The sequence below is a fragment of the Ekhidna sp. genome, assembly GCF_965212185.1.
Taxonomy (GTDB): Bacteria; Bacteroidota; Bacteroidia; order Cytophagales; family Cyclobacteriaceae; genus Ekhidna.
In genome coordinates this window covers 3369376-3391464 of record NZ_OZ243102.1, presented here as the reverse complement: position 1 = coordinate 3391464, position 22089 = coordinate 3369376, and the positions used below count along the sequence as shown (strand labels likewise).

The window sequence follows — 22089 nt, the reverse complement described above, 5'->3', positions numbered from 1 at the left end:
CAATTTCAGTTAAACACCCCTAAATAGGGAATGGTTTATTTGAAACCGCAAATTTACCCAAGAATTCCCTGAGTCCCAATCCGATACATCGTTTAAGCGACTAATTCCAACGAGAACTTGATAGTTAAACCCTCAATTACCGCTCTCATAAATTTCACACCGTAAATAGAGATGACTTGAAATCTTGATTTTATTTCTACTTAACTTAGAAGAAACCTAAACCTTAAAATCATGAAGCGTTTATCCTCACTGTTGCTTCTGTCATTAATGATAGGAGTTGTTTTTTCAATTGATGCTCAAAGAAGATCAAGTAACACAAGCACCAAACCACTCGATTCTGAGTTGTTTAACAATTTAAAATTTAGAAACATTGGCCCTGCTTTTATGTCAGGAAGGATTGCAGATATAGCCATCGATCCGACCAATGAAAATGTATGGTATGTAGCTGTAGGCTCTGGAGGAGTTTGGAAGACCATTAATGCAGGTACCACTTTCACTCCAATTTTTGATGATCAACCTGTTTATTCCATTGGATGTGTAACTATCGATCCTAGCAACCCTTATACGGTCTGGGTCGGCACAGGAGAGAATGTTGGAGGCAGACACGCAGGATTTGGTGACGGTATTTACCGAAGCACTGACGGTGGAGCCTCATGGTCGAATATGGGGCTCAATAACTCCGAGCATATTTCTAAAATCATTGTTCATCCTGACAATTCAAATGTCATTTATGTGGCCTCACAAGGTCCACTTTGGAGTCCAGGTGGTGATCGTGGATTCTTTAAATCAATGGATGGAGGAAAAACATGGAAGAAAACCCTGGGCGATGATCAGTACACCGGAGTTACAGATATGGTGATTGATCCCCGGGATCCTAATCGTATTTATGCAGTAACATGGGAGCACCACAGAACAATAGCTGCCTGGATGGGTGGTGGAGAAAAATCACGGCTTTATCTCAGTGAAGATGGAGGAGAAAGCTGGACTCAGCTAAAAACCGGATTACCAGGTGGAAAATGGGGAAAAACGGGCTTGGCTATCTCTCCAATCAATCCTGATGTATTATATGCGGCCATTGAGCTTAACCGGACTACCGGAGGTGTTTGGCGATCTGATAACAGAGGTGGTAGCTGGACGAAGATGTCTGATGCTGTTGCTGGTGCAACAGGTCCTCATTATTATCAGGAAATATATGCCTCTCCTCACAAGTTTGATCGCCTGTATATGATGAATAACAGGCTAATGAAATCAGAAGATGGAGGGAAGACTTTTGAAAACATGGACGAAACTGCAAAGCATGGTGATAATCATGCGGTAGCCTTCAAAATGTCAGATCCAAATTATGTGATGGTTGGGACTGATGGGGGAGTCTATGAAAGTTTTGATTTAGGAGCCACCTGGAGATACATGGAAAATCTTCCAATTACTCAGTTTTATAAAGTAGCTGTTGATGACGCTGAGCCATTTTATAATGTTTACGGTGGTACGCAAGACAATAGTACGCAAGGTGGACCTTCACGAACAGACAACCTTCATGGCATCCGAAATGCTGATTGGCAAGTGGTACTGAACTGGGACGGTCATCAGCCGGCGACTGAACCAGGAAACCCGGACATCATGTATGGCCAACGTCAGCAAGGAACGCTCTCAAGAATTGACCTCAAGACGGGTGAGGTTACAGATGTCATGCCACAGCCAGGTGAAGATGAAGATTTCGAAAGATACAATTGGGATGCACCAATTTTAGTATCTCCACATGATCCTGCTACTATTTATCATGGGTCACAGCGATTATGGAAATCCACGAACAGAGGAGATAGCTGGACTGCTCTTTCCAGTGATTTAACCAGAGATCAGGAACGTTTAGCCTTACCGATTATGGGAAGAACTCAAAGTTGGGATTCTCCATGGGATGTAGGTGCTATGTCAAATTTCAATACGATCACATCTATTGCAGTCTCACCACAAAATGAGCAAGTCATTTTCATTGGTACAGATGATGGACTGATACAAGTCACTGAAGATGAAGGACAGAGCTGGAGAAAGGTGGAGGTGAGTGCCATGGGAGTTCCTTCAAGATGCTATGTGAATGACGTGAAAGCTGATCTATTTGATGAAAACACGCTTTATGTCGCACTTGATAATCATAAAGAAGGCGATTACAAACCATATTTGGTAAAAAGTACAGATAAGGGAAGGACCTGGACACGAATTGAGAATGGGTTTGGAAGCAAAAATCTGATCTGGAGAATAGTCCAAGATCATGTAAATAAAGACTTGATGTTTGTAGCAGCTGAATTTGGCGTTTATTTCACCATAGATGGAGGTCAAAGCTGGACCAAGTTGAGTGGAGGTATTCCAACTATTTCATTCAGAGATTTAGCTATTCAGAGAAGAGAAAATGATTTAGTAGCTGCATCTTTCGGACGAGGGTTTTACATTCTGGATGACTATTCTGCTTTAAGAAATGTCAATGCAAATCAAATCACTGAGAATGCTTCATTATTTGAACCACGAAAAGCTTGGTGGTATGTGGAACGTCCGGTTTTAAGTTTTGATGACAAGAGAGGGTCTCAGGGATCACAATTATATGTAGCTCCAAATCCTGATTATGGAGCCGTTTTCACCTATTATCTAAAAAACGGCTATAAAAGCTTGGAAGAGCAAAGGCAAGCTTCTGAGAAAGGTAATTCTGGAAATATTCTGTTTCCTGGCTGGGATGCGCTTGAGGATGAGACACGCGAAATGGATCCATTTGTTTTCATAGAGATTAAGGATCAGGCGGGTAACGTTATTAATCGTGAAAAAGGAACCAATATAAAAGGATTCAATCGTGTAGCATGGAATCTAAGAGTTGGAGCGACAAGATCAATGACTTTGGATGGTGGCGTTGGTGATATGGATGGACTAATGTGTGCTCCCGGAACCTACACTGCTACTTTGCATAAATATGAGAGAGGCTCAATTGAACAGATCGCCGGTCCGGTAAATGTGGAAGTTGCACCATTGTATGATGGCACGCTGGATGGCAATCCAATGAGTGAAGTGGTTGCGTTTTGGAGAGCATATGAAGATCTCAGCAGAGATGTAAGCCAACTTGGTATTCAGCTGTCTAACACAATCAAAATGGCAGATAAACTATTCTATGCAGCTGCTCATGCGGATATGGGAAGTGATATTCTGGAAGAAATTGCTGCATTGCAAGCTGAATTAGGTCAACTAGACTCAGATTTTAACGGTAATCCGGCTAAAAATCAGGTAGGAGAAAAAAATAGGCCAACCATCGGAGCACGTTTATTTGCTCTGAATAGAGGAATTACCACTTCTACCTATGGGCCAACAGAAACGCATCAAGAAACCATGCGAATCATTAAAAAACAGTGGGCTGATATGAATACTAGATTAGAAGCCCAGACAGTAAAAGCAAAAAGTATTGCTGACAGAGTGGTTTCGGCGGGTGGTTCCTGGGTAGAAGGAAGGTAGATTTAGTAATACCTACAAGACTAGAGCGAAGCAATCTTAACAATTGATTGCTTCGTTTTTTTGTTTAAAAGTTAGATGAAAAGAGCTGATAGATCGTTTAATGCGATGTGTCTATGTACTTCTAAATGATATATTTACTGCTAACTCAATTGTATATGAAATCACTGCTCCTACTACCATTCGTATTGTCTGTTACTTCTTTGTTTGGCCAATCATCTGAATGTGAATTTCCGGAGACATTTGTGGTTGATAAATCTAGCATTGTCGCAAGACAATGGATTGAAGTTGATGGTAAAACGATATCAGATACCGTTGATTATTCAGATGTTAGAGAAAAAATAGAAATTCCCGATTCTGTGGTTTTGGAAGATTCTGAAATGATATACTTCTATTCAGAAGACAATCGAGTGACTACAAAAACTGGATCTTATAAAATTTCGGACAAAAGACTTACCTGGAAATTAAATGATGGCCAAATTAAGGTTAAATCAAAGTGGAAAAAAGATGATCTAATTTGCTTCATTCTTAGCGAAGGAATAAGCGGAACAGCATCTTCAAAGAATAAGGAGGATAGAATTTTTGGTGATTTTCTTTTGATGCCAAAAGGGGCCTCTAAATAGTCAAGTAAACCTTATCCACCATTTCCTGATATTCTTTCTCTGCTTCGCTGAAGGAAGTGATCCCACCACCACTGCAGAAAACCAGTTCATCATTTACTTTTTTAAGAAAGCGAATCATCACTCCTGTATCCAATGTCTGTCCGTCAAAGTGGCCGCAAATACCAGTGTAAAAGCTGCGATTATAGGATTCAGCCTGTTCAATGATTTTAATTGTTTCTTGCTTAGGTGCACCAGATATGGAACCTGCTGGCAGAAGTTTCGAGAGAATATTGCCGAGGTTCTTTTTCCATTCATTTCCCAAATGGCCTCTGATTTCTGAACTCACCTGAAGAAGCTTCTTGTCATTCGTTTTTAATTGATCGATGAATCTAAATTTTGTCACCTGAACATCTTGAGCGACCTGACTTAAATCATTTCTAATGAGGTCTACGATGGTCACATGTTCAGCAGTTTCTTTTACATCAATGAGTATTGCTTCTTCCGCATTTGGAATGGAAGCATCTATGGTTCCTTTCATGGGGTAGGAATAGATGTGATCATTATGAATTTTCACGAACGTCTCAGGTGAGAAAACCACAAACTGATCAGGAACTATGAGCTTATATTTCGCCTTCGAATATTGAAAGATTTCCTCCAGGCTTAGGTTTGTATCAATAGGTGTTTCAAAGGTGAGATTGGTGAGGAATGAATTTCCAATGTTGATTTGATGGATGACTTGGTCGAACGATTGTTTGAATCGCTCTAGGCTTATTGGTTTTTTCTTAAAAGTCAACAGCTTTCCGTTGACGGTCGACTGTTGACCTTTAGAAAAATCCGAATCAATCGCTAGTTTGAAATCCCGTTCTCCAGAAGGTTCTACACACCATTTCTCCCCCAAAAAATCACAATAAAATGAAAACGGCTGACTGGCCGCTCCAAGATCATTTAGCTTCGCTATTGCTTCATTCTTTGTCAGCATTCACCTTAATACCGAACCTTTTCAGCATTTTTTGTTCATACTTCCAGAAGAAGTCAAACTGTCGAAAAAGGAAACCATAAAAAAGAAGGATGACATTGTAAATGGGAAGAATCATGACCCAATAGGTGATCTGAAACCATAGAGGACGTGCGCCATCCTCAAACAACAAATTGATCAACGGTTTCTTAATCAACACTACCGTGGTACCAGTACAAGCAAATACAATCATTATGATCACAAATTGCCAGTTACTTTCCAGGCCCCACTTATTCTTTAATTTTTCAACCCAACTCATTAATAAACGCCTGAAAATCCGGCCATTTTGGTTTAGAAATAACTTTTATTGGTTCTTTTTTGATAGGGTGTTCAAATTCCAGCTTGTAAGCATACAAATCAATGCTTTTGTCCTGATTAGATTTTGAAAAACCATATTTCACATCCCCTCTAATCGATGTGTTATTTTCCCGCATTTGAATACGAATTTGATGCGGTCGACCGGTCTCGGGCTTTATTTCCAGTAAAGAGATTTTACTATGAGTTGCTATCATTCGATAAAATAGAATGGCCTCCTTGGCATTTCCTTTTGGCTTGGTGTAAGCATGAGCTTTATTTTTCTGAAAATCTTTATCCAGCCAGTGTCGCAATTCCTGCTCTGGATTTTTCGGAACTCCATCTACTATTGCCAAGTACGTTTTAGAAATCGTTCGGTCACGAAAAAGTTTATTCATACGCTCGAGCCCTTTGGATGTTCGTGCAAAAACAACTAAACCACCGACGGGACGATCAAGTCTATGACATGGTTGGCAAAAGACATTTCCCGGCTTGTTGTATTTCTTTCGGATATATTCAGTTGCCCAATCGGTCAATGTACCATCACCTGTCTCATCTCCCTGAACAAGCCATCCTATGGGCTTCTCTACGATGAGATAGTGGTTGTCTTCGTATTTGATTTGTGGCTTCTGCATTAAAATTCACTTATGAAATGAAACTCTATATCAGGAAAATTATCCTGAACCATCTGCAACCACGCTTTGGATTCTGCCATGAAAACCAACTTACCTTCTTTGTCCTTAGCGATATGCCTTTGTTTGTCTTTAATGAAAGCATCTAATTTTGTAGGATCTTCGGAACTAATCCAACAAGCTTTGTAGATATTCACCGGCTCGAACTTAGCGTTAGCTGAATATTCATTTAAAAGCCTGTGCTGCAATACTTCAAACTGAAGTGCTCCCACTGTACCAACTACCTTTCTGGAACCAAGTTCAAAGGTGAAGAGCTGTGCAAGCCCTTCATCCATCAATTGATTCAAACCCTTATCCAATTGTTTGGACTTCATCGCATCCATATTGATGACTTCACGAAACATTTCCGGTGAGAATGATGGTATGCCTTTGTACAATCCTTTTTCTCCTTCACTTAGCGTATCTCCAATTTTAAGATTGCCTGTATCGTAGAGACCTACAATATCACCTGGGAATGCTTCTTCCACCGTTTCTTTTTGCTGGGCCATAAAGGCAGTAGCGTTGGAGAAGCGAATCTGTTTATCCTGACGAACGTGGTAGTAATTGCTCCCTCTTTGAAATTTTCCGGAACAAACACGAACGAATGCAATCCTGTTTCTATGTTTTGGATCCATATTGGCGTGGATCTTGAAAATGAACCCGGAAAATTTCTTTTCTGCCGGTGTGATCTCCCGTTCTTCTGTTTCTCTTGGTTTTGGTGGAGGTGCAATTTGTGTAAAACAATCGAGCAATTCTCTAACTCCAAAATTATTTACCGCACTCCCGAAAAAGACTGGAGCTACTTCTCCTTTTAGATAGGTTTCAGCGTTGAATTCATCATACACTCCATTTACCAGTTCTATCTCCTCTCGGAGTTCCTTTACCAAACTTTCAGGCAATCTTTTATCCAGCTCGGGATCATCTACGCCTTTTATCTCCACAACATCATCGACTCGCTTCTGCTTGTTTGGTTCATACAAGTTGAGGTTGTTTTCATAGATGTTATAAACTCCCCTCAATGATTTACCCATACCAATCGGCCAGCTCATAGGACGAACTTTAATATTTAGTTTTTCCTCTATTTCGTCCAGAAGAGTAAAAGCATCCTGACCTTCACGATCTAATTTATTGATGAAGCAAATAACCGGAGTTTTTCTCATGCGGCACACTTCCATCAATCTTTCAGTTTGCTCCTCCACTCCTTTCACACAGTCAATAACCATAATAACACTATCAACAGCAGTAAGTGTACGATAGGTGTCTTCTGCAAAGTCTTTGTGACCAGGAGTATCCAGAATATTGATCTTAAGATCTTTATACTCAAAACCCATTACAGAAGTAGCTACTGATATACCTCTTTGCTTCTCAATATCCATCCAGTCGGAGCGAGTGCCCATATCAATTTTGTTTGACTTCACAGCACCAGCAGTTTGGATCGCCCCACCAAAAAGAAGGAGTTTCTCTGTTAGAGTGGTCTTACCTGCATCAGGGTGGGCAATGATCCCGAAAGTTCTACGTCTACCTATTTCTTGCTCCAGCGTCATAACGATCAAATTGAGGCGCAAAATTAGGCAATAGGGAGGAGCATCTCATGAATAGGAAAAAGAATGATAGGTATGAGTAATAATTCAAATAAATTTCAGGCACCAAATACACTATGGATTCAATTAAGAAACGAAACGCAATATTCAGAAGTGAACTTTTCAGACACCTTGATGGCATTGCCATCGCTCCGGTTGCTTATGAATTATACCTGAAAGGTGTTTTTAATCCCATCCTCAAGGCTGGAGCTATAGATCTTAAGGAGCTTTGCACCCTATTTAATGCGAATGATGGATATCTAAATGTGGCCCTTCGTCTACTGGCTTGTCAGGGATGGCTGGAATATAAAGTTGATAATGTGACCCATCAGGTCACAATTTCAACAAATGATAAAAGTGAAAAAGCATTTACTAATCTGTCTCATTATAAGGAGGTCGTTGAGTTGATGAAATTTTCTGCTCAGTTTCACCCTCGTAAATTTGAAAAAGAGCCTTTTGAAGTCTGGAATCGTATAGCAAAGAAATTTATAAACGGCTATTTCCCATATTCTGAAGATGAGGTTGAAAGACAGATTCAGGAGCAAATACTGAAGCACATTGAAGGAGTGCTTGTAGGACCTAGTGCGGTTCAATTGGGAATGGGAGGCATGTTTCACAAATATTTCATGGAGATGTCTTTTAGTCCTGCTGAATACCATCAAGATCCTGAAAGTTTTGAACAGATCCTGGATTTTTTTACCTATTTGGGGTGGTTTGAAAAGAAAAGTAAAACGTACAAATTCACGGATAAGGGACTGTTTTTCGCAAAACGATCAGCTGCTTATGGTGTGACAGTGTCCTATATTCCTACCTTTAGAAATTTAGATGAATTGATTTTTGGTAATCCGGAAATGCTAAAAGTTGAAGCTGGTGAAAAAGAAAAAGGAGTTGATCGTGAAATGAATGTTTGGGGGAGTGGGGGAGCGCATATCGCTTATTTCGAAAAGGTTGATGACATCATCATTGAGCTCTTCAACAAACCCATTGCTGAGCAGCCGAAGGGCATTTTGGATATGGGTTGTGGAAATGGTGCATTCCTGATCCACATTTTTGATGTGGTCTTTCACCAAACAAAACGAGGAAAGATGTTGGAAGAGTATCCACTCTTTTTGGTTGGCGCAGATTACAACGAAGCTGCATTGAATGTAACAAGAAGTAACCTAATCAATGCGGATGTTTGGGCGAAAGTAATTTGGGGAGATATTGGAAATCCTGATAAGCTGGCTTCAGACCTTAAGGAAAATTATGAGATGAATCTTTCCGATCTGCTGAATGTCAGAACATTTCTAGATCACAATAGAATGTGGGAAGATGTTGATGATCATGTGCATGAGCCAAGTATTTCTACAGGTGCATTTGCTTCCAAAGGCCGCCTTTTGGCTAACAATGAAGTAGAAGCAAACCTGAAAGTGCATTTTGAAAAATGGAAACCATATATCAAAAGATTTGGGTTGATTGTTATAGAGCTTCATGGATTAGGACCAACGCTTACGTCATCTAACCTTGGAAAAACAGCAAGCACAGCCTATGAAGCCACACATGGTTTTTCTGATCAATACATTTTGGAAATCGATAGCTTTGATAAAGTAGTATTAGAAGCAGGATTGGAGATAGATCCCACTCATAGAACAAAATTTCCGAATTCTGAATTAGCTACAGTGAGTATTAATTACCTTAAATAATGAGAAAACCCTTTCGATATTTTCTTTACATAATGGTCGGTTTCTTAATCTATCAGGTCATTGATTCTGGGGAAACTGGCTTCACTCACAAGGAAGTAAAGAATACGTTGATCATTGCTATGATAGCAGTTTTCATCCTACTTCTGATTGTGCGGGTGATTAAGAGTAAATATGATAATAAGGACGACTCTAAAGGCCAATAGAGTAACCCACTTCAAATCGAGTGGTTTTATGAGAGGATTCGAATGGACTTCCACCTCCAAGCCCAACAGGTTCCCATTCCTGAAAATTTCTCATAACCAGTAAGTAAATTGCACGTTGATTACCCACTGTAAATACCATTCTAGCTCCAAACTCATAAAAAGCACTTTTATCAAGCTCATGATACTCCTCACTGAATCTTCTGGGATAATATTTAGGGCTGAAGTAATAAGCATACCCGTAAGTGGCCAATGGTTGAGCTTCGATAGTTTTAGTTAAGATAGCTCTAAGACCTAAGGATCCACCTAATTGCATTTTATTAAGGGGGTGTTTATCCTTATTTACATTGGTGGTAATCTTACCATTTACAATTTCATAAGTCGCATAGAAGTTACTATTCTCAATGGAAGACCGTACTCCCACAACCACAGGCCCGATGTAGTAGGTTGCAGCGAATCTTATGCTTTTATTTGTGAAGTTGGCTAGATAGCTGTAATTATCATGCGAATAAGTGAGCTCTCCGCTACCAACTCCTAAGCCCATATCCAATACAGGTTGGTTCTTGAAACGCTTTAGAATAAATTTTGTCCTGCTTTTTTGAACCGAGATTCGAAGAAGGTCTTTTTCACCATTAATAAGTACAGGAATGTCTTTAGTGGTAGTTATGTTTCTAACCGTTATTGGATCTCCATCATTCTTGAAATTACCATCTTGATTGTAGTCCGTGAAAAACCTCTTCTTGCCCTCTTGATCTTCGGTTCTAAGCCAAACTATTGTTTCAATTAGAGAATCAGAATCATATATAAAACCAACCAAAGTAGAAATTTTGGTATAATTTTTTAAATCGGGAGGAGAGATCGTAAACCTTAATTTTTTTGCTTGAGGTATTGAAGATTTTAAAAAACGAATATCTACTAGACTGTCATTATAAATGACCTCATAGAATTGGACTTTTCTGTTGATGGATTCAGTGGCCATTTTATTCTTCATGTCATTAGGTATCATGGCATTGAAGGATGAGTTTAGTATAAACTGATCCTGACCGCCCTGCCCATCCTGAGCAACTCCGGAGAATAATAGAGACACTAGAAGTACGTAATGAATTATTCTATACATAGTAAAATCTGAGCCATTAAAATTACGTCAACTTTACCTAAAGTGAAGTCCATTGACAGGACTGAGTTGTTAACATTTAGAAAGATATGACAATGTGTCACAATTTTTCCTTTGGCACATCCATTGATACTTCAAAGTTCGAACACTTGAATAAAACGAAATAATAGATAAATAATCGACATGGGAAAAATTATAGGTATCGACTTAGGAACTACCAACTCTTGCGTCTCAGTAATGGAGGGGAATGAGCCGGTAGTTATCCAGAATAGTGAAGGAAGAAGAACAACGCCATCAATTGTGGCATTCCTCGAGGATGGCAAAGGGGAAAGAAAAGTAGGTGATGCAGCGAAAAGACAGGCGATCACAAACCCACAGAATACTGTAAGTTCAGTAAAGAGATTTATGGGTAAAAAATATTCTGAGGTAAAAGAAGAAATGAAGAGTGTGTCTTACGGTCTGGAATCAGGAAGTAATGACACTGTAAGAATAAAAATTGGTGACAGAAAGTATACTCCACAGGAGATTTCTGCAATGATCTTACAAAAGATGAAATCAACTGCTGAAGATTTCCTGGGACAGGAAGTAAAAGAAGCGGTTGTAACTGTACCAGCTTACTTTAATGATGCGGAGCGTCAGGCGACTAAAGAAGCAGGTCAAATTGCCGGACTTGATGTAAAGAGAATCATCAATGAGCCTACTGCAGCAGCGTTGGCTTACGGTCTTGATAAGAAAGACAGAGACATGAAAATCGCCGTGTATGACCTTGGTGGTGGTACATTCGATATTTCAATTCTTGAGTTGGGAGAAGGAGTATTTGAAGTAAAATCTACCAATGGTGATGTACACCTTGGTGGTGATGATTTTGATGCCGTGATTATCAACTGGTTGGCAGATGAGTTTAAAAATGATGAAGGCATTGATCTTAGAAAAGATCCAATGGCACTTCAGCGATTGAAAGAAGCTTCTGAGAAAGCTAAAATTGAACTTTCAGGATCAACGGAAACTGAAATTAACCTTCCTTACATCATGCCAGTTGATGGTGTGCCTAAGCACTTAGTAAGAAAATTATCTCGTGCTAAGTTTGAACAACTTGCTGACAACCTTGTACAACGGTCAATGAAGCCAGTTGAGGCAGCATTGAAAGACGCTGGTCTTTCTACCTCTGACATTGATGAGGTAATCTTAGTAGGTGGTTCAACTCGAATTCCTAAAATTCAGGAAGAAGTAGAAAAGTTTTTCGGTAAGAAACCTTCAAAAGGAGTAAACCCTGATGAGGTGGTTGCAGTTGGTGCAGCAATCCAAGGCGGTGTACTTACTGGTGAAGTAAAAGATGTACTTCTTCTAGATGTGACTCCACTATCTCTAGGTATTGAGACCATGGGTGGTGTGTTTACAAAGTTGATTGAGTCGAATACAACAATCCCAACGAAGAAGTCTGAGACTTTCTCAACAGCTGCTGACAATCAGCCATCTGTAGAAATTCACGTTCTTCAGGGTGAGCGACCAATGGCTAAAGACAATAAGTCGATTGGTAAATTCCACTTAGATGGCATTCCACCAGCACCAAGGGGTGTACCTCAAATCGAAGTGACTTTTGATATCGATGCGAATGGTATCCTGAATGTTAGTGCAAAAGATAAAGGAACTGGTAAAGAGCAGAACATCAGAATCGAAGCATCTTCTGGATTGACAGATGAGGAAATCGAAAAGATGAAGCAAGAAGCTGAAGCAAATGCTGAAGCGGATAAGCAAGCAAAAGAGAAAGTTGAAAAACTTAACCAGGCAGATTCTTTAATCTTCCAGACTGAGAAACAGCTGAAAGAATTTGGTGAAAAACTTTCTGAAGGTAATAAAACGGCTATCGAAGGAGCATTAACCAAATTGAAAGAAGCACATGGTAAGCAAGATCTTGCAGGAATTGATTCTACGATGGAAGAATTAAACACTGCATGGACAAATGCATCCCAGGAGATGTATGCCGCTCAGCAAGAAGCTGGAGGTGGTGCTGATGCTGGTGCAGATCCAAACGCCGGAGCTTCAGATAATGGTTCTGCAGACGATGTGTCTGATGTAGAATTCGAAGAGGTAGAAGAGGAGAAGAAGTAGCTGTTGGCTATTAGCCTTTAGCAGTTAGCTTTTGGCTCTGATTTTACCCTGGATATAGATTATGCCCTTCTCGTCCCGATAACTATCGGGATCGAGAGGGTTTTTTTATTTGAGGCTTGGTTAATTGGTAGATTAGTTGATTAGTGAATTAGGAATCCAGGACTTATCACTTGAAGCTAGAAACTTGCGAGTACAAGGGTTAGGTAAAAAATATGCTCACCGTTTAAATAGTGTAATCACTTAAATGACAACACTATGAAAATCTATCTGTGGTACGACGAAATGAAAAGAAAATATGTAACCGGAAGGCCTTAGAGTTTGCACACAACGTAATCGAGGTGTCATTTCGAGCACAGCGAGAAATCTTTACAGATTCCTCACTTCCGTCCGGAATGGCCTGTAGGAGTTCAAAGGGGGCCGGGTACAAAAGCGAATTAATAAGTAGCATCAAGAAATTGCTTATCTCTTCAATTGACCACTGATCGCATCGAAAAGGTCATGAGGGTTGAATGGCTTGGTGACCACTCCGTTTAAGCCAGTCTTGCTCATCTTGGTCGATTTTTCAAACATAGCAGAAGCTGTAAGTGCCAGAATAGGAGACTGGAAGCCCTTTTTTCGAAGGTGTTTGGTCGCTTCATATCCGTCCATTACAGGCATTTGCAAGTCCATTAGAACGATATCAAAGGCTTGTCCTTCAACGATTTGTAATGCCTCCTGACCATTTTTTGCTACGGTCACCTCCATCTCCCACTTTTCTAACAAACGTTTGGCTATCAATACGTTCATTTCATTATCCTCAACCAGCAAAGCCCGATATCCCTTCAAATTTAGAATTTCATCTTCTCGTGTTTTCTCTGCTTTTTTCTTCACTTCGAGATCCAGAGAGAAGTAGAAAACCGATCCTTTACCCGGCTCACTACTTAGGTGTATTTGGGATCCCATTTGCTCTACAAGTTGTTTGGTAATGGATAGCCCGAGACCTGTACCTCCATATTTACGGTTGGTGGAAGTGCTTCCTTGCTGAAACGACTGGAAAATACGATCCATCAGGTCATTGCTGATACCAATGCCAGTATCTTCTATTTTGAAGATCACTTCCACCTTTGAATCTTCGGTTAAGCCTTTTGAGACATGGAAATTAACACTTCCCTTCTCTGTAAATTTTATTGCATTCCCGATCAGGTTGGTCAGTATCTGATTTACACGGGTTTTGTCCAGTTGCACAACACCTGGCAATGAATCATCATAATGAAATTCGAAATCAATCTTTTTTTCTTCTGCAATTGGCTTGAATACGTTAAAAACATTCAGGCAATAGGCCTTTAAATCCACATTGGAGAGCTCCAGTTCCAATTTTCCGGCATCTATTTTACTGTAGTCCAACACATTGTTGATGAGAGTCAAGAGATATTCAGATGAGTTTTTAAGGTTGTTCAGTTCCTCCAGCTGGTCTTTTCGAGGCTTCTCACTAATCAGGTGATAGGTTGTTCCAATAACGGAGTTTAGAGGTGTCCGTATTTCATGACTCATGATGGACAGGAAGTCGGACTTAATCTTGGCAGCATTTTCAGCCTCTTTTTTTGATTGCCTCCATGATTCGGTAAAATGCTGTGAAAGTATAAGTGCCTGAAACAAGAAAAAGATCAACTGTCCCAGCATAGAAACCCACAGAATCTCCTCGATTACATTCAGATAAGCCAGGGTTTTCATACAGAATACCACAATGATTCCCATTGTACTGTATAGAGAAAAAACGGCCCCCCGTCTCCTTCTTAATATGGCACGGATAAAAACATAAAAGGCAAATCCCATCCCAAGAAGAAGGAGCAGTAGAAACGAATCATTTAGCTGTGTAAATATGCGAACCGGGAGCAATGTCATCAGTGCCCAAGCCAGAGAAATTATGATGAAAAAGTTGGCGACTTTTATCGGTGTATCTTTTGGGAAGAGGCGTTTAAGATAAAGACAGAAAAAGAATGCGGTAAGGTAAAACGTACTGTACTCAATCGTCATGCCCAATCGATAGGGCATGTCAATCAGATCGTAAAGGACATAATTACCCCAGCCGATGATTCTGTACGCATAAACCAGACAAAAAAGGGAAAAGTAGAGCACCATCTTCTCATGCTGGCCATAGAGGAATAGTCCAAAAAAGAAAAATGCACCCATGATCAGGCAGCCGGCCATAAAAACATCATACACATCGTTGATGAATTTTTTATCCATCAACCGCTCCAGTGTGCCAAATGTAATCGATGAACCAAGTCCGCCCTTGCTGTGAACAAAGTTGGAAATGTGAATTACTATTTGAAGTGTATCACTCTGTATGTGAGCAAGTGATACGAAGTTGTGGAGTCTGTCCGGCTTTTCTTCCTTTGCACTCTTTCCAGGAGTCCCCATTTTGGCAAGCAATTCGCCATTCACGTACAGATGATAGGCACTAAAAAGATCAGGCACTTTTAGTGCCATGGGGATATCTGTGTTTTTGTAAATGGTGAGTGTATATGTACCAAAACCCATCGCTGATAATCCACTTTGATCCCATCGCTTGGGTACATTGAGAATTATTGGGTCTATGCCTTGAGGATTAGCAGGGGCTAAAAATTGATCCGGGTAGTAGAACCATTCACCATTTAATGAAAAGGATGGATCACCAGAAAAATCATGATCGGAAAGATCCAGTTGGCCGTAAACAGGACTTTGGCCCAAGGCAAATCCATAGGAAAGTAGGATCAAAAACCAAACAATTGATCTCCATAGCATACTTAAATTAAGCGAATATGGAAGAATATGCCATTTATTAATACAAGATTCTTTGGCTTAGGGTACTATAGAATAAAATGAATCACCCATAAATTATCGGACAGGATTGAAAGACCTATTTTTGCATCCGTATGAAACTAACCATCAAAACACTTTTTGGATTTGAAGATATCCTCGCTGAGGAAGTAAGAGTACTCGGAGGTGAGAAGATCGAAAAAATAACGAGAGGAGTGAAGTGTGAGGGTAATCCCGCTTTCTTATATCGAGCCAATCTTTCTTTAAGAACTGCTCTTAAAATATTAGTCCCGATTTACGATTTTAAAGCAAAAAACGAGAAAGAACTATATGATAAAATGATGGCTTTTGACTGGTCAATTTTTTTGGATGTGGATCAGACATTTGCCATTGATACGGTGGTTTTTTCTGAAGTATTTACTCACTCTAAATATGTCGGATACAAGTCCAAAGATGCTATTGTAGATCAGTACAGAAATAAATATCGCAGGAGACCATCCATTGATACGGATAATCCAGATGTACTTTTTAATATCCATTGTGCGAACGATTTTTTCACCGTATCAATGGATAGTTCCGGCGAATCGCTAAATAAACGTGGCTATAGAGAAGAAGGCCATAGAGCACCAATGAATGAGGTGCTGGCAGCTGGTATGATTATGCTATCCGGCTGGGACAAGAAGTCTCCTTTAGTAGACCCAATGTGTGGAAGTGGTACTATTCTTATTGAAGCAGCCATGATGGCAATGAATATGGGCCCCAACTTGAAACGTAAAGAATTTGGTTTTCGAACCTGGCCCGAGTACAGTCCAATTCTCTTCAATAATGTGAAAACAGAAGAGCTTAACAAAATGCGAAAACCTAGTATCGATATGGTTGGTATTGACATTGATGAAAGTGCCATAACGCTTGCCAGAAAAGCTTTAGGGAAAATTGGATTAAGGAGAGAAGTGAAAATCAAAACAATGGACTTCCGTGATTTCAAACCCATCAATGATTCAGGGGTGATCATAACGAACCCGCCATATGGAGAGCGAATTGGAGATAATATTCTTGAATTCTACAAAACCATGGGAGATGCTTTTAAACAGAACTTTGTAGGGTATGATGCATGGGTTATAAGCTCAAATAAACAAGCACTAAAACAAATAGGATTGAAAGATTCTGAGCGAATCAAGCTGTATAACGGAAAGCTCGAGTGTGATTTTTGTAAGTACGAGTTGTATTGAGTTTTAACCATAGATCACCAAGAAGTTTGTCTAATTTCTCTGTGAAACTCTCCGGTATGATTAAAACTTCAATCGTACCAATTTACCCTTGCCTACTTCTGATGAGACAATAATTATAAAATTAGAATAATCACTTTCGTCAAACTGCTGAAATTTCTCGTTACCTAACAAGGCGTTAGCTAGTGCTGGAATGGTGTTAGAGTGGCCGGATATTACTACTGTGCCACCGGCATGCTTTTCTATGGCGGTTGAGAGTAATTTGGGGCCATTGTACGGATCATAGTTTTGCACTTCTATTCCCTTAATTCGAGCTAAAGGGATCAGCGTTGCTTCTGTTCTAATGAAAGGGGTACTATAAAGGGCATCTATCTCTTGCTCTGCTAACAATGCCGCCAGATTATTAGCTCTAACGTATCCCGCCTCGCTTAGTGGTGGATTACTTGTGCCGTCAATAGCCTTCTCTGCATGTCTCACCAGGATGAATGTTGTTTGATCTTGAGAATATGCAATTAGACTAATTGTTAATAGGAGGGTAGCGAGATATATATTTTTCATAAGTTGAAGTTAATTAAAACATCATCGCGAGAGAAACAATGCGATCTTAATAACAGGACTGCTTCGCTTCGCTCGCAATGACGGTATATTGTAGTGCTACTTCGGATTCAAAATTGCATCTATTCGTTTTTGAATATCCTGTAAGTGAAACCTTGAACTGGCATCATTCTGTCTTGTCAGTCCACTTCTAACATCTCTTTCGAGCCTTGAAAGTGTAGCCATGGCTACAGAAGGAATATCAGAATTTGCAAATTCATCTTCTTCTAAATTCATCAATTCACCAAGTCTTGCTACATGCTCTTTCTGTAGATTTCTTCGATACGTGTCGATCTTATTTCCATTATACAGCTCACCCCAAATTCCTTGTCGCATATCACTGAAAAGATTCGTAAGTGTATATGCATCATTACCATTCAGAGCCTCATTCTCGATCATCCTCATCAACATGTCTTCATTGGTTAAACGGTTGAGAATACGCACCTGAATTCCTCTCATTCGATCTACAAGACCATCTTGTTGGATTCTGCCTAATATTTCAGCATCTACCAGCCAGTTTGGTGTCGCAAATAATTGATCATTTAAGAACTTGACAGCTCGCTGCTGTTTGTCTTTTTCAACGTGAGTGTAAACCGCTCCATCCTGGTCTGCAGTTTTGAAGTATTGATACACACCGCCTACATTGGTAACAACGTGCCCATTATATCTATTGAATTGATTAATGACATTTCTATATAGCTCTTCTAGATTATCGTAGTTCTCACCCTCTTCAGTGGTCCACTCCATCAATTTATCAGTGATTCGTTTCAGGTTTCTGATTCCTAATTCACTTGCAATCATAGCATCATCACCAATATCTTCCGTTTGTGATGTGGGATCTACTCTATTAGCCTGTCCGTATCGATAAATGAGGCTATCCGACTTTTCTACGATCCAGCTATTTAATATATCTTCTTCATCGTCAGGAGAAGCCACATTTGGAATTGGCTTATAGCCGTATTGAGTCACCCAAAGGTCATACTCTCCAATTCTAGGGAAGAAATTTGTGATTCCATCTTCTGGTTGTGCTACGTAATTGAATCGTGCATAGTCCATGATGGAAGGAGCTACGCCATGGGTATCAGTAAATTCTTTACTTCGCAATTGTTCTACTGTGTACGCAGGGGAGGAACCCATATTGTGTGGATATCCAAGTGTATGTCCCACTTCGTGTGCAGAAACAAAACGAATCAGTTCACCCATCAACTCATCATCGAACTTGACTTTTTGGGCTTCAGGATTGACAGCCGCTGTTTGAATGAAGAACCAGTTTCTAAGGAGGTTCATTACGTTGTGATACCAAAGGATGTCACTTTCAAGAATCTCACCAGTTCGTGGGTCATGAACATGCGGTCCTTGTGCATTTTGGATGTCAGTGGCTATGTATCTGATAACAGAATATCTCACATCTTCAGGACTCCATTCAGGATCTTCTTCTTTGCTTGGCGGATCCTTGGCTAGAATAGCATTTTTGAACCCAGCAGCTTCAAATGCTACTTGCCAGTCTTCTACCCCCTGCTTGATGTATTCCCTCCATTTTTCGGGAGTTGCCGGATCGATGTAATAAACGATTGGCTTTACTGGATCTACTAATTCGCCATTATTAAATGCATCCCAATCACTTGGCTCGAGTCTCCATTTGGTGATAAACCTTCTTTGAGCTGCTTTTTGCTCATCAGAACTGTAGTCAATCTGTCTTAAAGAGAAAAAGCCTACTCGTTCATCGTGATATCTTGGTACCATCGGGTCATCAGGTAAGAGGATCATAGACTGATTCATTTCAATGGAAAGTGTTTCAGTTAGGCCATTCGCTGGCAATTCATCACCTCGGTAGGTTAGAATGTGGCGAACTTCAACGTTTTCAGGAAATGACTTGACGGATGTGATCAGTGAGCGTGATTTGTCTATTCCTTTGATCTTAAATCTTTTTCTTTCAGAATCCCTTAGTCCCCCAATCATTGGAATGTCACTGGAGAAGAAATCTGTTACTTTGATGACATAAGCCGAAGAGTCTTCTTTCATTGTTTCAAGTGAGAAAGACTCGATTATTGGCTCGAAATTGTTGTTTTTAACTGAGGTATAAATAGGTTCATCCTCGTCAGCTACATTGTTATAAGAGACGGATCTCATCAATACTTTACCTCCTAGCTTTTGAAATCGTATGACCTGCTGCGGTCGTGATTTCATACCAGCACCACCAAAGTTCAAGCCTTTCACGTGACCGGCGATTCTTGATACAATCAAGATTTCTTTTTCTAAAAGATCTGCAGGGATTTCAAAGTAGAAATCATCGCCTATTTGATGCGTGGTTATGAGTCCATCATCAGAAATAGCATCTTCAGTAATAATTTCTGAATAGTCTTTTAGTCCATTTTTTTTCTTTTTAGGTGCTTCTTGTCCAGAGTCATCACCTTTATTCTTTTTCTTCTTTTGCGCTTTTAAATCTGTTGAAAAACCGATAAATGATAGCGCCATCAGGAGTACAATAAACTTTCTCATCCTTCTCTCGGGTTTAGTTTCGAATAGCAACTTAACCATGAAGTGAAGCACTTGGATAAATTTTTATGTAAACGGTATGTTGACACATAAAAAAGGCCGACAAAAGTCGGCCTGAATGAATTTTCGTTTCATCGATTAATTAAATCCTCTTCGCTTAAGAAGTCCTTCATACGATGGCTCACGTCCCCTGAAATTGACGTACATCTCCATGGCATCCATTGTTCCACCTTTAGATAGAATGTGTTCCCTAAATGCGTCAGCGGTCTCTTTATCGAAAAGTCCATTTTCCTTAAATGCATCAAAGGCGTCTGCATCCATTATTTCAGAATTCAGGTAGCTATAGTACCCTGCCGAGTATCCTCCGGTAATATGCCTGAAATACCCGCTTCGATATCTTGGAACGATCGCATCAATCAATCCTATTTCGTCCATAGCACCTTTTTCAAATTCGTTTATGTCACTCGTAAGTGGCTCAGTGATGGTATGATAAGCCATATCAAGGTATGAGGCAGCCATGTATTCAACCGTGCCAAATCCCTGATTGAATGTTCCTGCTTTTTTGATCTTTTGAACCAATTCTTCGGGCATAACTTCTCCAGTTTCATAATGAAATGCATAGAGTTCAAGCATCTCCGGCTGGAATACCCAGTTTTCCATTACCTGCGAAGGGAATTCCACAAAATCTCTTGGTGTCGCAGTTCCTGAAATGGATGGATAGGTACATTCAGAAAGTAAGCCATGAAGTGCATGACCAAATTCATGGAAAAGGGTGCTAGCTTCACCCTGAGATAACAAAGAAGGCTTATCCTCTGTAGGTTTAGTAAAATTTCCGACATTATAAATAATAGGAATTATGCGCTCTTCCATATTTGATTGCTCCCTGATATTACTCATCCATGCACCTCCTCGTTTACTGGAACGATAAAACCAGTCAGACATGTAAATGCCGATCAGTTCACCAGCTTCATTTTTAACTGTGTAGGTCCTTACATCTTCATGGTATTTAGGAATATTGGTTTGTTCTTCAAAGCTCAACCCGAACAGTTTGTTTGCCAAAATAAAGGAGCCATTGATTACATTATCAACCATTAAGTACGGACGAATTTCATCTTCATCCAGGCTGTAATCTCTGACTTTAATCTTTTCAGCATAGTACCACCAATCCCATGGCATGATTTCTATATCGTTTCCTTCTTGCAATGCCATTTGCTTCATGAGATCTCGTTCTTTTTTTGCAGCATCAATGGCAGCTGGCCATACTTTATTTAGAAGGTCGTAAACTTTATCTGGCGCATTAAGCATACGATCCTGTAAGGCGTAATCTGCATGTGTTTCAAAGCCGAGCATATTGGCCTTTTCTAATCGCAGGTTTACAATTTCTCTTAAGATTTCTTTATTATCGAGCTCTCCACTATTATCACCACGCATGATGTAGCCCATTTTTAGTTGCTTTCTTAACTCCCGATTTTCAGAATAGGTAATGAAAGGATAAAGGCTTGGCCGATGGGTGGTATACACGTATTTACCTTCTTCATATCCTTTTTCTTTGGCTGCCTCAGCACCTGCTGTACGAACACTCTCAGGAAGACCGCCTAGCTGATCTTCCTCAAGAACCAATTCAAACTTATTCTCTTCTTTAAGAACATTTTCTCCGAATTGAACCTGAAGAATAGATATTCGCTCATTGATTTCACGCATGCGATTCTTTTGCTCTTCATTGAGTGACGCACCTGAACGAATAAATCGATTATAATAGTTTTCCAGAAGTTTGTTTTGTTCTACAGTTAATGAAAGGTTTTCCCGAGCATTATACAGCGTTTCAACACGTTTGAAAAAATCAGCATTTAGGTAGATATTGTCATTGTGGGCTGAAAGTTTTGGACTGACTTCTTTTTGAATTCCCTGAATCGAGTCGTTTGTATGAGCACCTGCCAGTGTGAAGAATACTCCTGAAACTTTGCTTAGCAAGTCACCTGATTTTTCGTATGCCTCAATGGTATTTTCAAAGGTTGGAGCTTCTTCATTGGTAGCGATCGCTTCCACTTCCTCGATTTGTTGTTTCATTCCATCCTCAAAAGCCGACAAGTAATGCTTGTTTAGAATCTGGTCAAAGGGAGGTACACCATATGGGGTATCCCATTCTTGGTAGAATGGATTATCTGTTTGCATATCTGTATTTTCAGATTGAGTTTGGCAGCTGATTAAGATTAAAACAGCCATACCATAAAGCAATTTTTTCATTGTT

At 39.9% G+C, this 22089-nt stretch carries 15 protein-coding genes; 6 read left to right on the top strand and 9 right to left on the bottom strand.

Translation table 11 applies throughout. The features are described from left to right. Positions 1 to 231 precede the first annotated feature (231 nt). Together ACOMC3_RS14790 and ACOMC3_RS14785 are read left to right on the top strand one after the other, a co-directional pair. A complete protein-coding gene (locus tag ACOMC3_RS14790) occupies positions 232 to 3483 on the top strand; it encodes a VPS10 domain-containing protein (protein WP_420316657.1) in 3252 nt (1083 codons plus the stop codon). Between the two features lie 155 nt (positions 3484 to 3638). Then, the gene (locus ACOMC3_RS14785; protein ID WP_420316656.1) at positions 3639 to 4103 is read left to right on the top strand and encodes a hypothetical protein; all 465 of its coding nucleotides are present in this window, start codon (positions 3639 to 3641) and stop codon (positions 4101 to 4103) included. On the opposite strand, the gene ACOMC3_RS14780 is transcribed toward ACOMC3_RS14785, so the two are convergent. From ACOMC3_RS14780 to ACOMC3_RS14765, 4 genes are read right to left on the bottom strand one after another with little or no spacing between them, the layout of a single operon-like run. Next, positions 4096 to 5061 carry an aminodeoxychorismate synthase component I gene (locus tag ACOMC3_RS14780; protein WP_420316655.1) on the bottom strand — a complete coding sequence of 322 codons (966 nt, stop codon included), beginning with the start codon at positions 5059 to 5061 and terminating at the stop codon, positions 4096 to 4098. The genes ACOMC3_RS14785 and ACOMC3_RS14780 overlap by 8 nt on opposite strands. Then, positions 5045 to 5356: a DUF6787 family protein gene (locus ACOMC3_RS14775; protein WP_420316654.1), complete on the bottom strand. Its 312-nt coding sequence runs from the start codon at positions 5354 to 5356 to the stop codon at positions 5045 to 5047. The genes ACOMC3_RS14780 and ACOMC3_RS14775 overlap by 17 nt, the downstream gene beginning before the upstream one ends. Then, a complete protein-coding gene (locus tag ACOMC3_RS14770; protein WP_420316653.1) occupies positions 5343 to 6026 on the bottom strand; it encodes an RluA family pseudouridine synthase in 684 nt (227 codons plus the stop codon). The genes ACOMC3_RS14775 and ACOMC3_RS14770 overlap by 14 nt, the downstream gene beginning before the upstream one ends. Then, positions 6026 to 7606: a peptide chain release factor 3 gene (locus ACOMC3_RS14765; protein WP_420316652.1), complete on the bottom strand. Its 1581-nt coding sequence runs from the start codon at positions 7604 to 7606 to the stop codon at positions 6026 to 6028. The genes ACOMC3_RS14770 and ACOMC3_RS14765 overlap by 1 nt, the downstream gene beginning before the upstream one ends. A gap of 113 nt (positions 7607 to 7719) precedes the next feature. On the opposite strand from ACOMC3_RS14765, the gene ACOMC3_RS14760 reads away from it, so the two are divergent. Both ACOMC3_RS14760 and ACOMC3_RS14755 read left to right on the top strand, forming a co-directional pair. Continuing rightward, positions 7720 to 9324 carry a class I SAM-dependent methyltransferase gene (locus ACOMC3_RS14760; RefSeq protein WP_420316651.1) on the top strand — a complete coding sequence of 535 codons (1605 nt, stop codon included), beginning with the start codon at positions 7720 to 7722 and terminating at the stop codon, positions 9322 to 9324. Next, on the top strand, positions 9324 to 9527 hold the full coding sequence (locus ACOMC3_RS14755) for a hypothetical protein (RefSeq protein WP_420316650.1): 204 nt from the start codon (positions 9324 to 9326) through the stop codon (positions 9525 to 9527). Before ACOMC3_RS14760 ends, ACOMC3_RS14755 begins: the two co-directional genes overlap by 1 nt. Here the strand turns inward: ACOMC3_RS14755 and ACOMC3_RS14750 are convergent. Then, positions 9514 to 10641 (bottom strand): hypothetical protein, encoded by a 1128-nt coding sequence (locus tag ACOMC3_RS14750; protein ID WP_420316649.1) that lies wholly within the window; start codon positions 10639 to 10641, stop codon positions 9514 to 9516. The genes ACOMC3_RS14755 and ACOMC3_RS14750 overlap by 14 nt on opposite strands. A 180-nt stretch (positions 10642 to 10821) precedes the next feature. Between ACOMC3_RS14750 and dnaK the strand changes: the two genes are divergently transcribed. Further along, entirely contained in the window at positions 10822 to 12747 is a 1926-nt protein-coding gene (gene dnaK / locus ACOMC3_RS14745; RefSeq protein ID WP_420316648.1) for a molecular chaperone DnaK, read from the top strand. A gap of 459 nt (positions 12748 to 13206) precedes the next feature. On the opposite strand, the gene ACOMC3_RS14740 is transcribed toward dnaK, so the two are convergent. Beyond that, complete coding sequence (locus ACOMC3_RS14740) at positions 13207 to 15510, bottom strand: ATP-binding protein (RefSeq protein WP_420316647.1); 2304 nt, start codon at positions 15508 to 15510, stop codon at positions 13207 to 13209. A gap of 131 nt (positions 15511 to 15641) precedes the next feature. Here ACOMC3_RS14740 and ACOMC3_RS14735 point away from each other — a divergent pair, with 131 nt between their 5' ends. Then, positions 15642 to 16754, top strand: coding sequence for a THUMP domain-containing class I SAM-dependent RNA methyltransferase (locus ACOMC3_RS14735; RefSeq protein ID WP_420316646.1), 1113 nt, complete (start codon positions 15642 to 15644; stop codon positions 16752 to 16754). 60 nt (positions 16755 to 16814) lie between these two features. On the opposite strand, the gene ACOMC3_RS14730 is transcribed toward ACOMC3_RS14735, so the two are convergent. From ACOMC3_RS14730 to ACOMC3_RS14720, 3 genes are all read right to left on the bottom strand, one after another. Next, a complete protein-coding gene (locus ACOMC3_RS14730; protein WP_420316645.1) occupies positions 16815 to 17309 on the bottom strand; it encodes a SixA phosphatase family protein in 495 nt (164 codons plus the stop codon). A 96-nt stretch (positions 17310 to 17405) separates the two neighbouring features. After that, positions 17406 to 19844, bottom strand: a complete 2439-nt coding sequence (locus ACOMC3_RS14725; RefSeq protein WP_420316644.1) for a zinc-dependent metalloprotease — start codon at positions 19842 to 19844, stop codon at positions 17406 to 17408. Between the two features lie 135 nt (positions 19845 to 19979). Continuing rightward, positions 19980 to 22085: a M3 family metallopeptidase gene (locus ACOMC3_RS14720; protein ID WP_420316643.1), complete on the bottom strand. Its 2106-nt coding sequence runs from the start codon at positions 22083 to 22085 to the stop codon at positions 19980 to 19982. Positions 22086 to 22089: the final 4 nt, after the last annotated feature.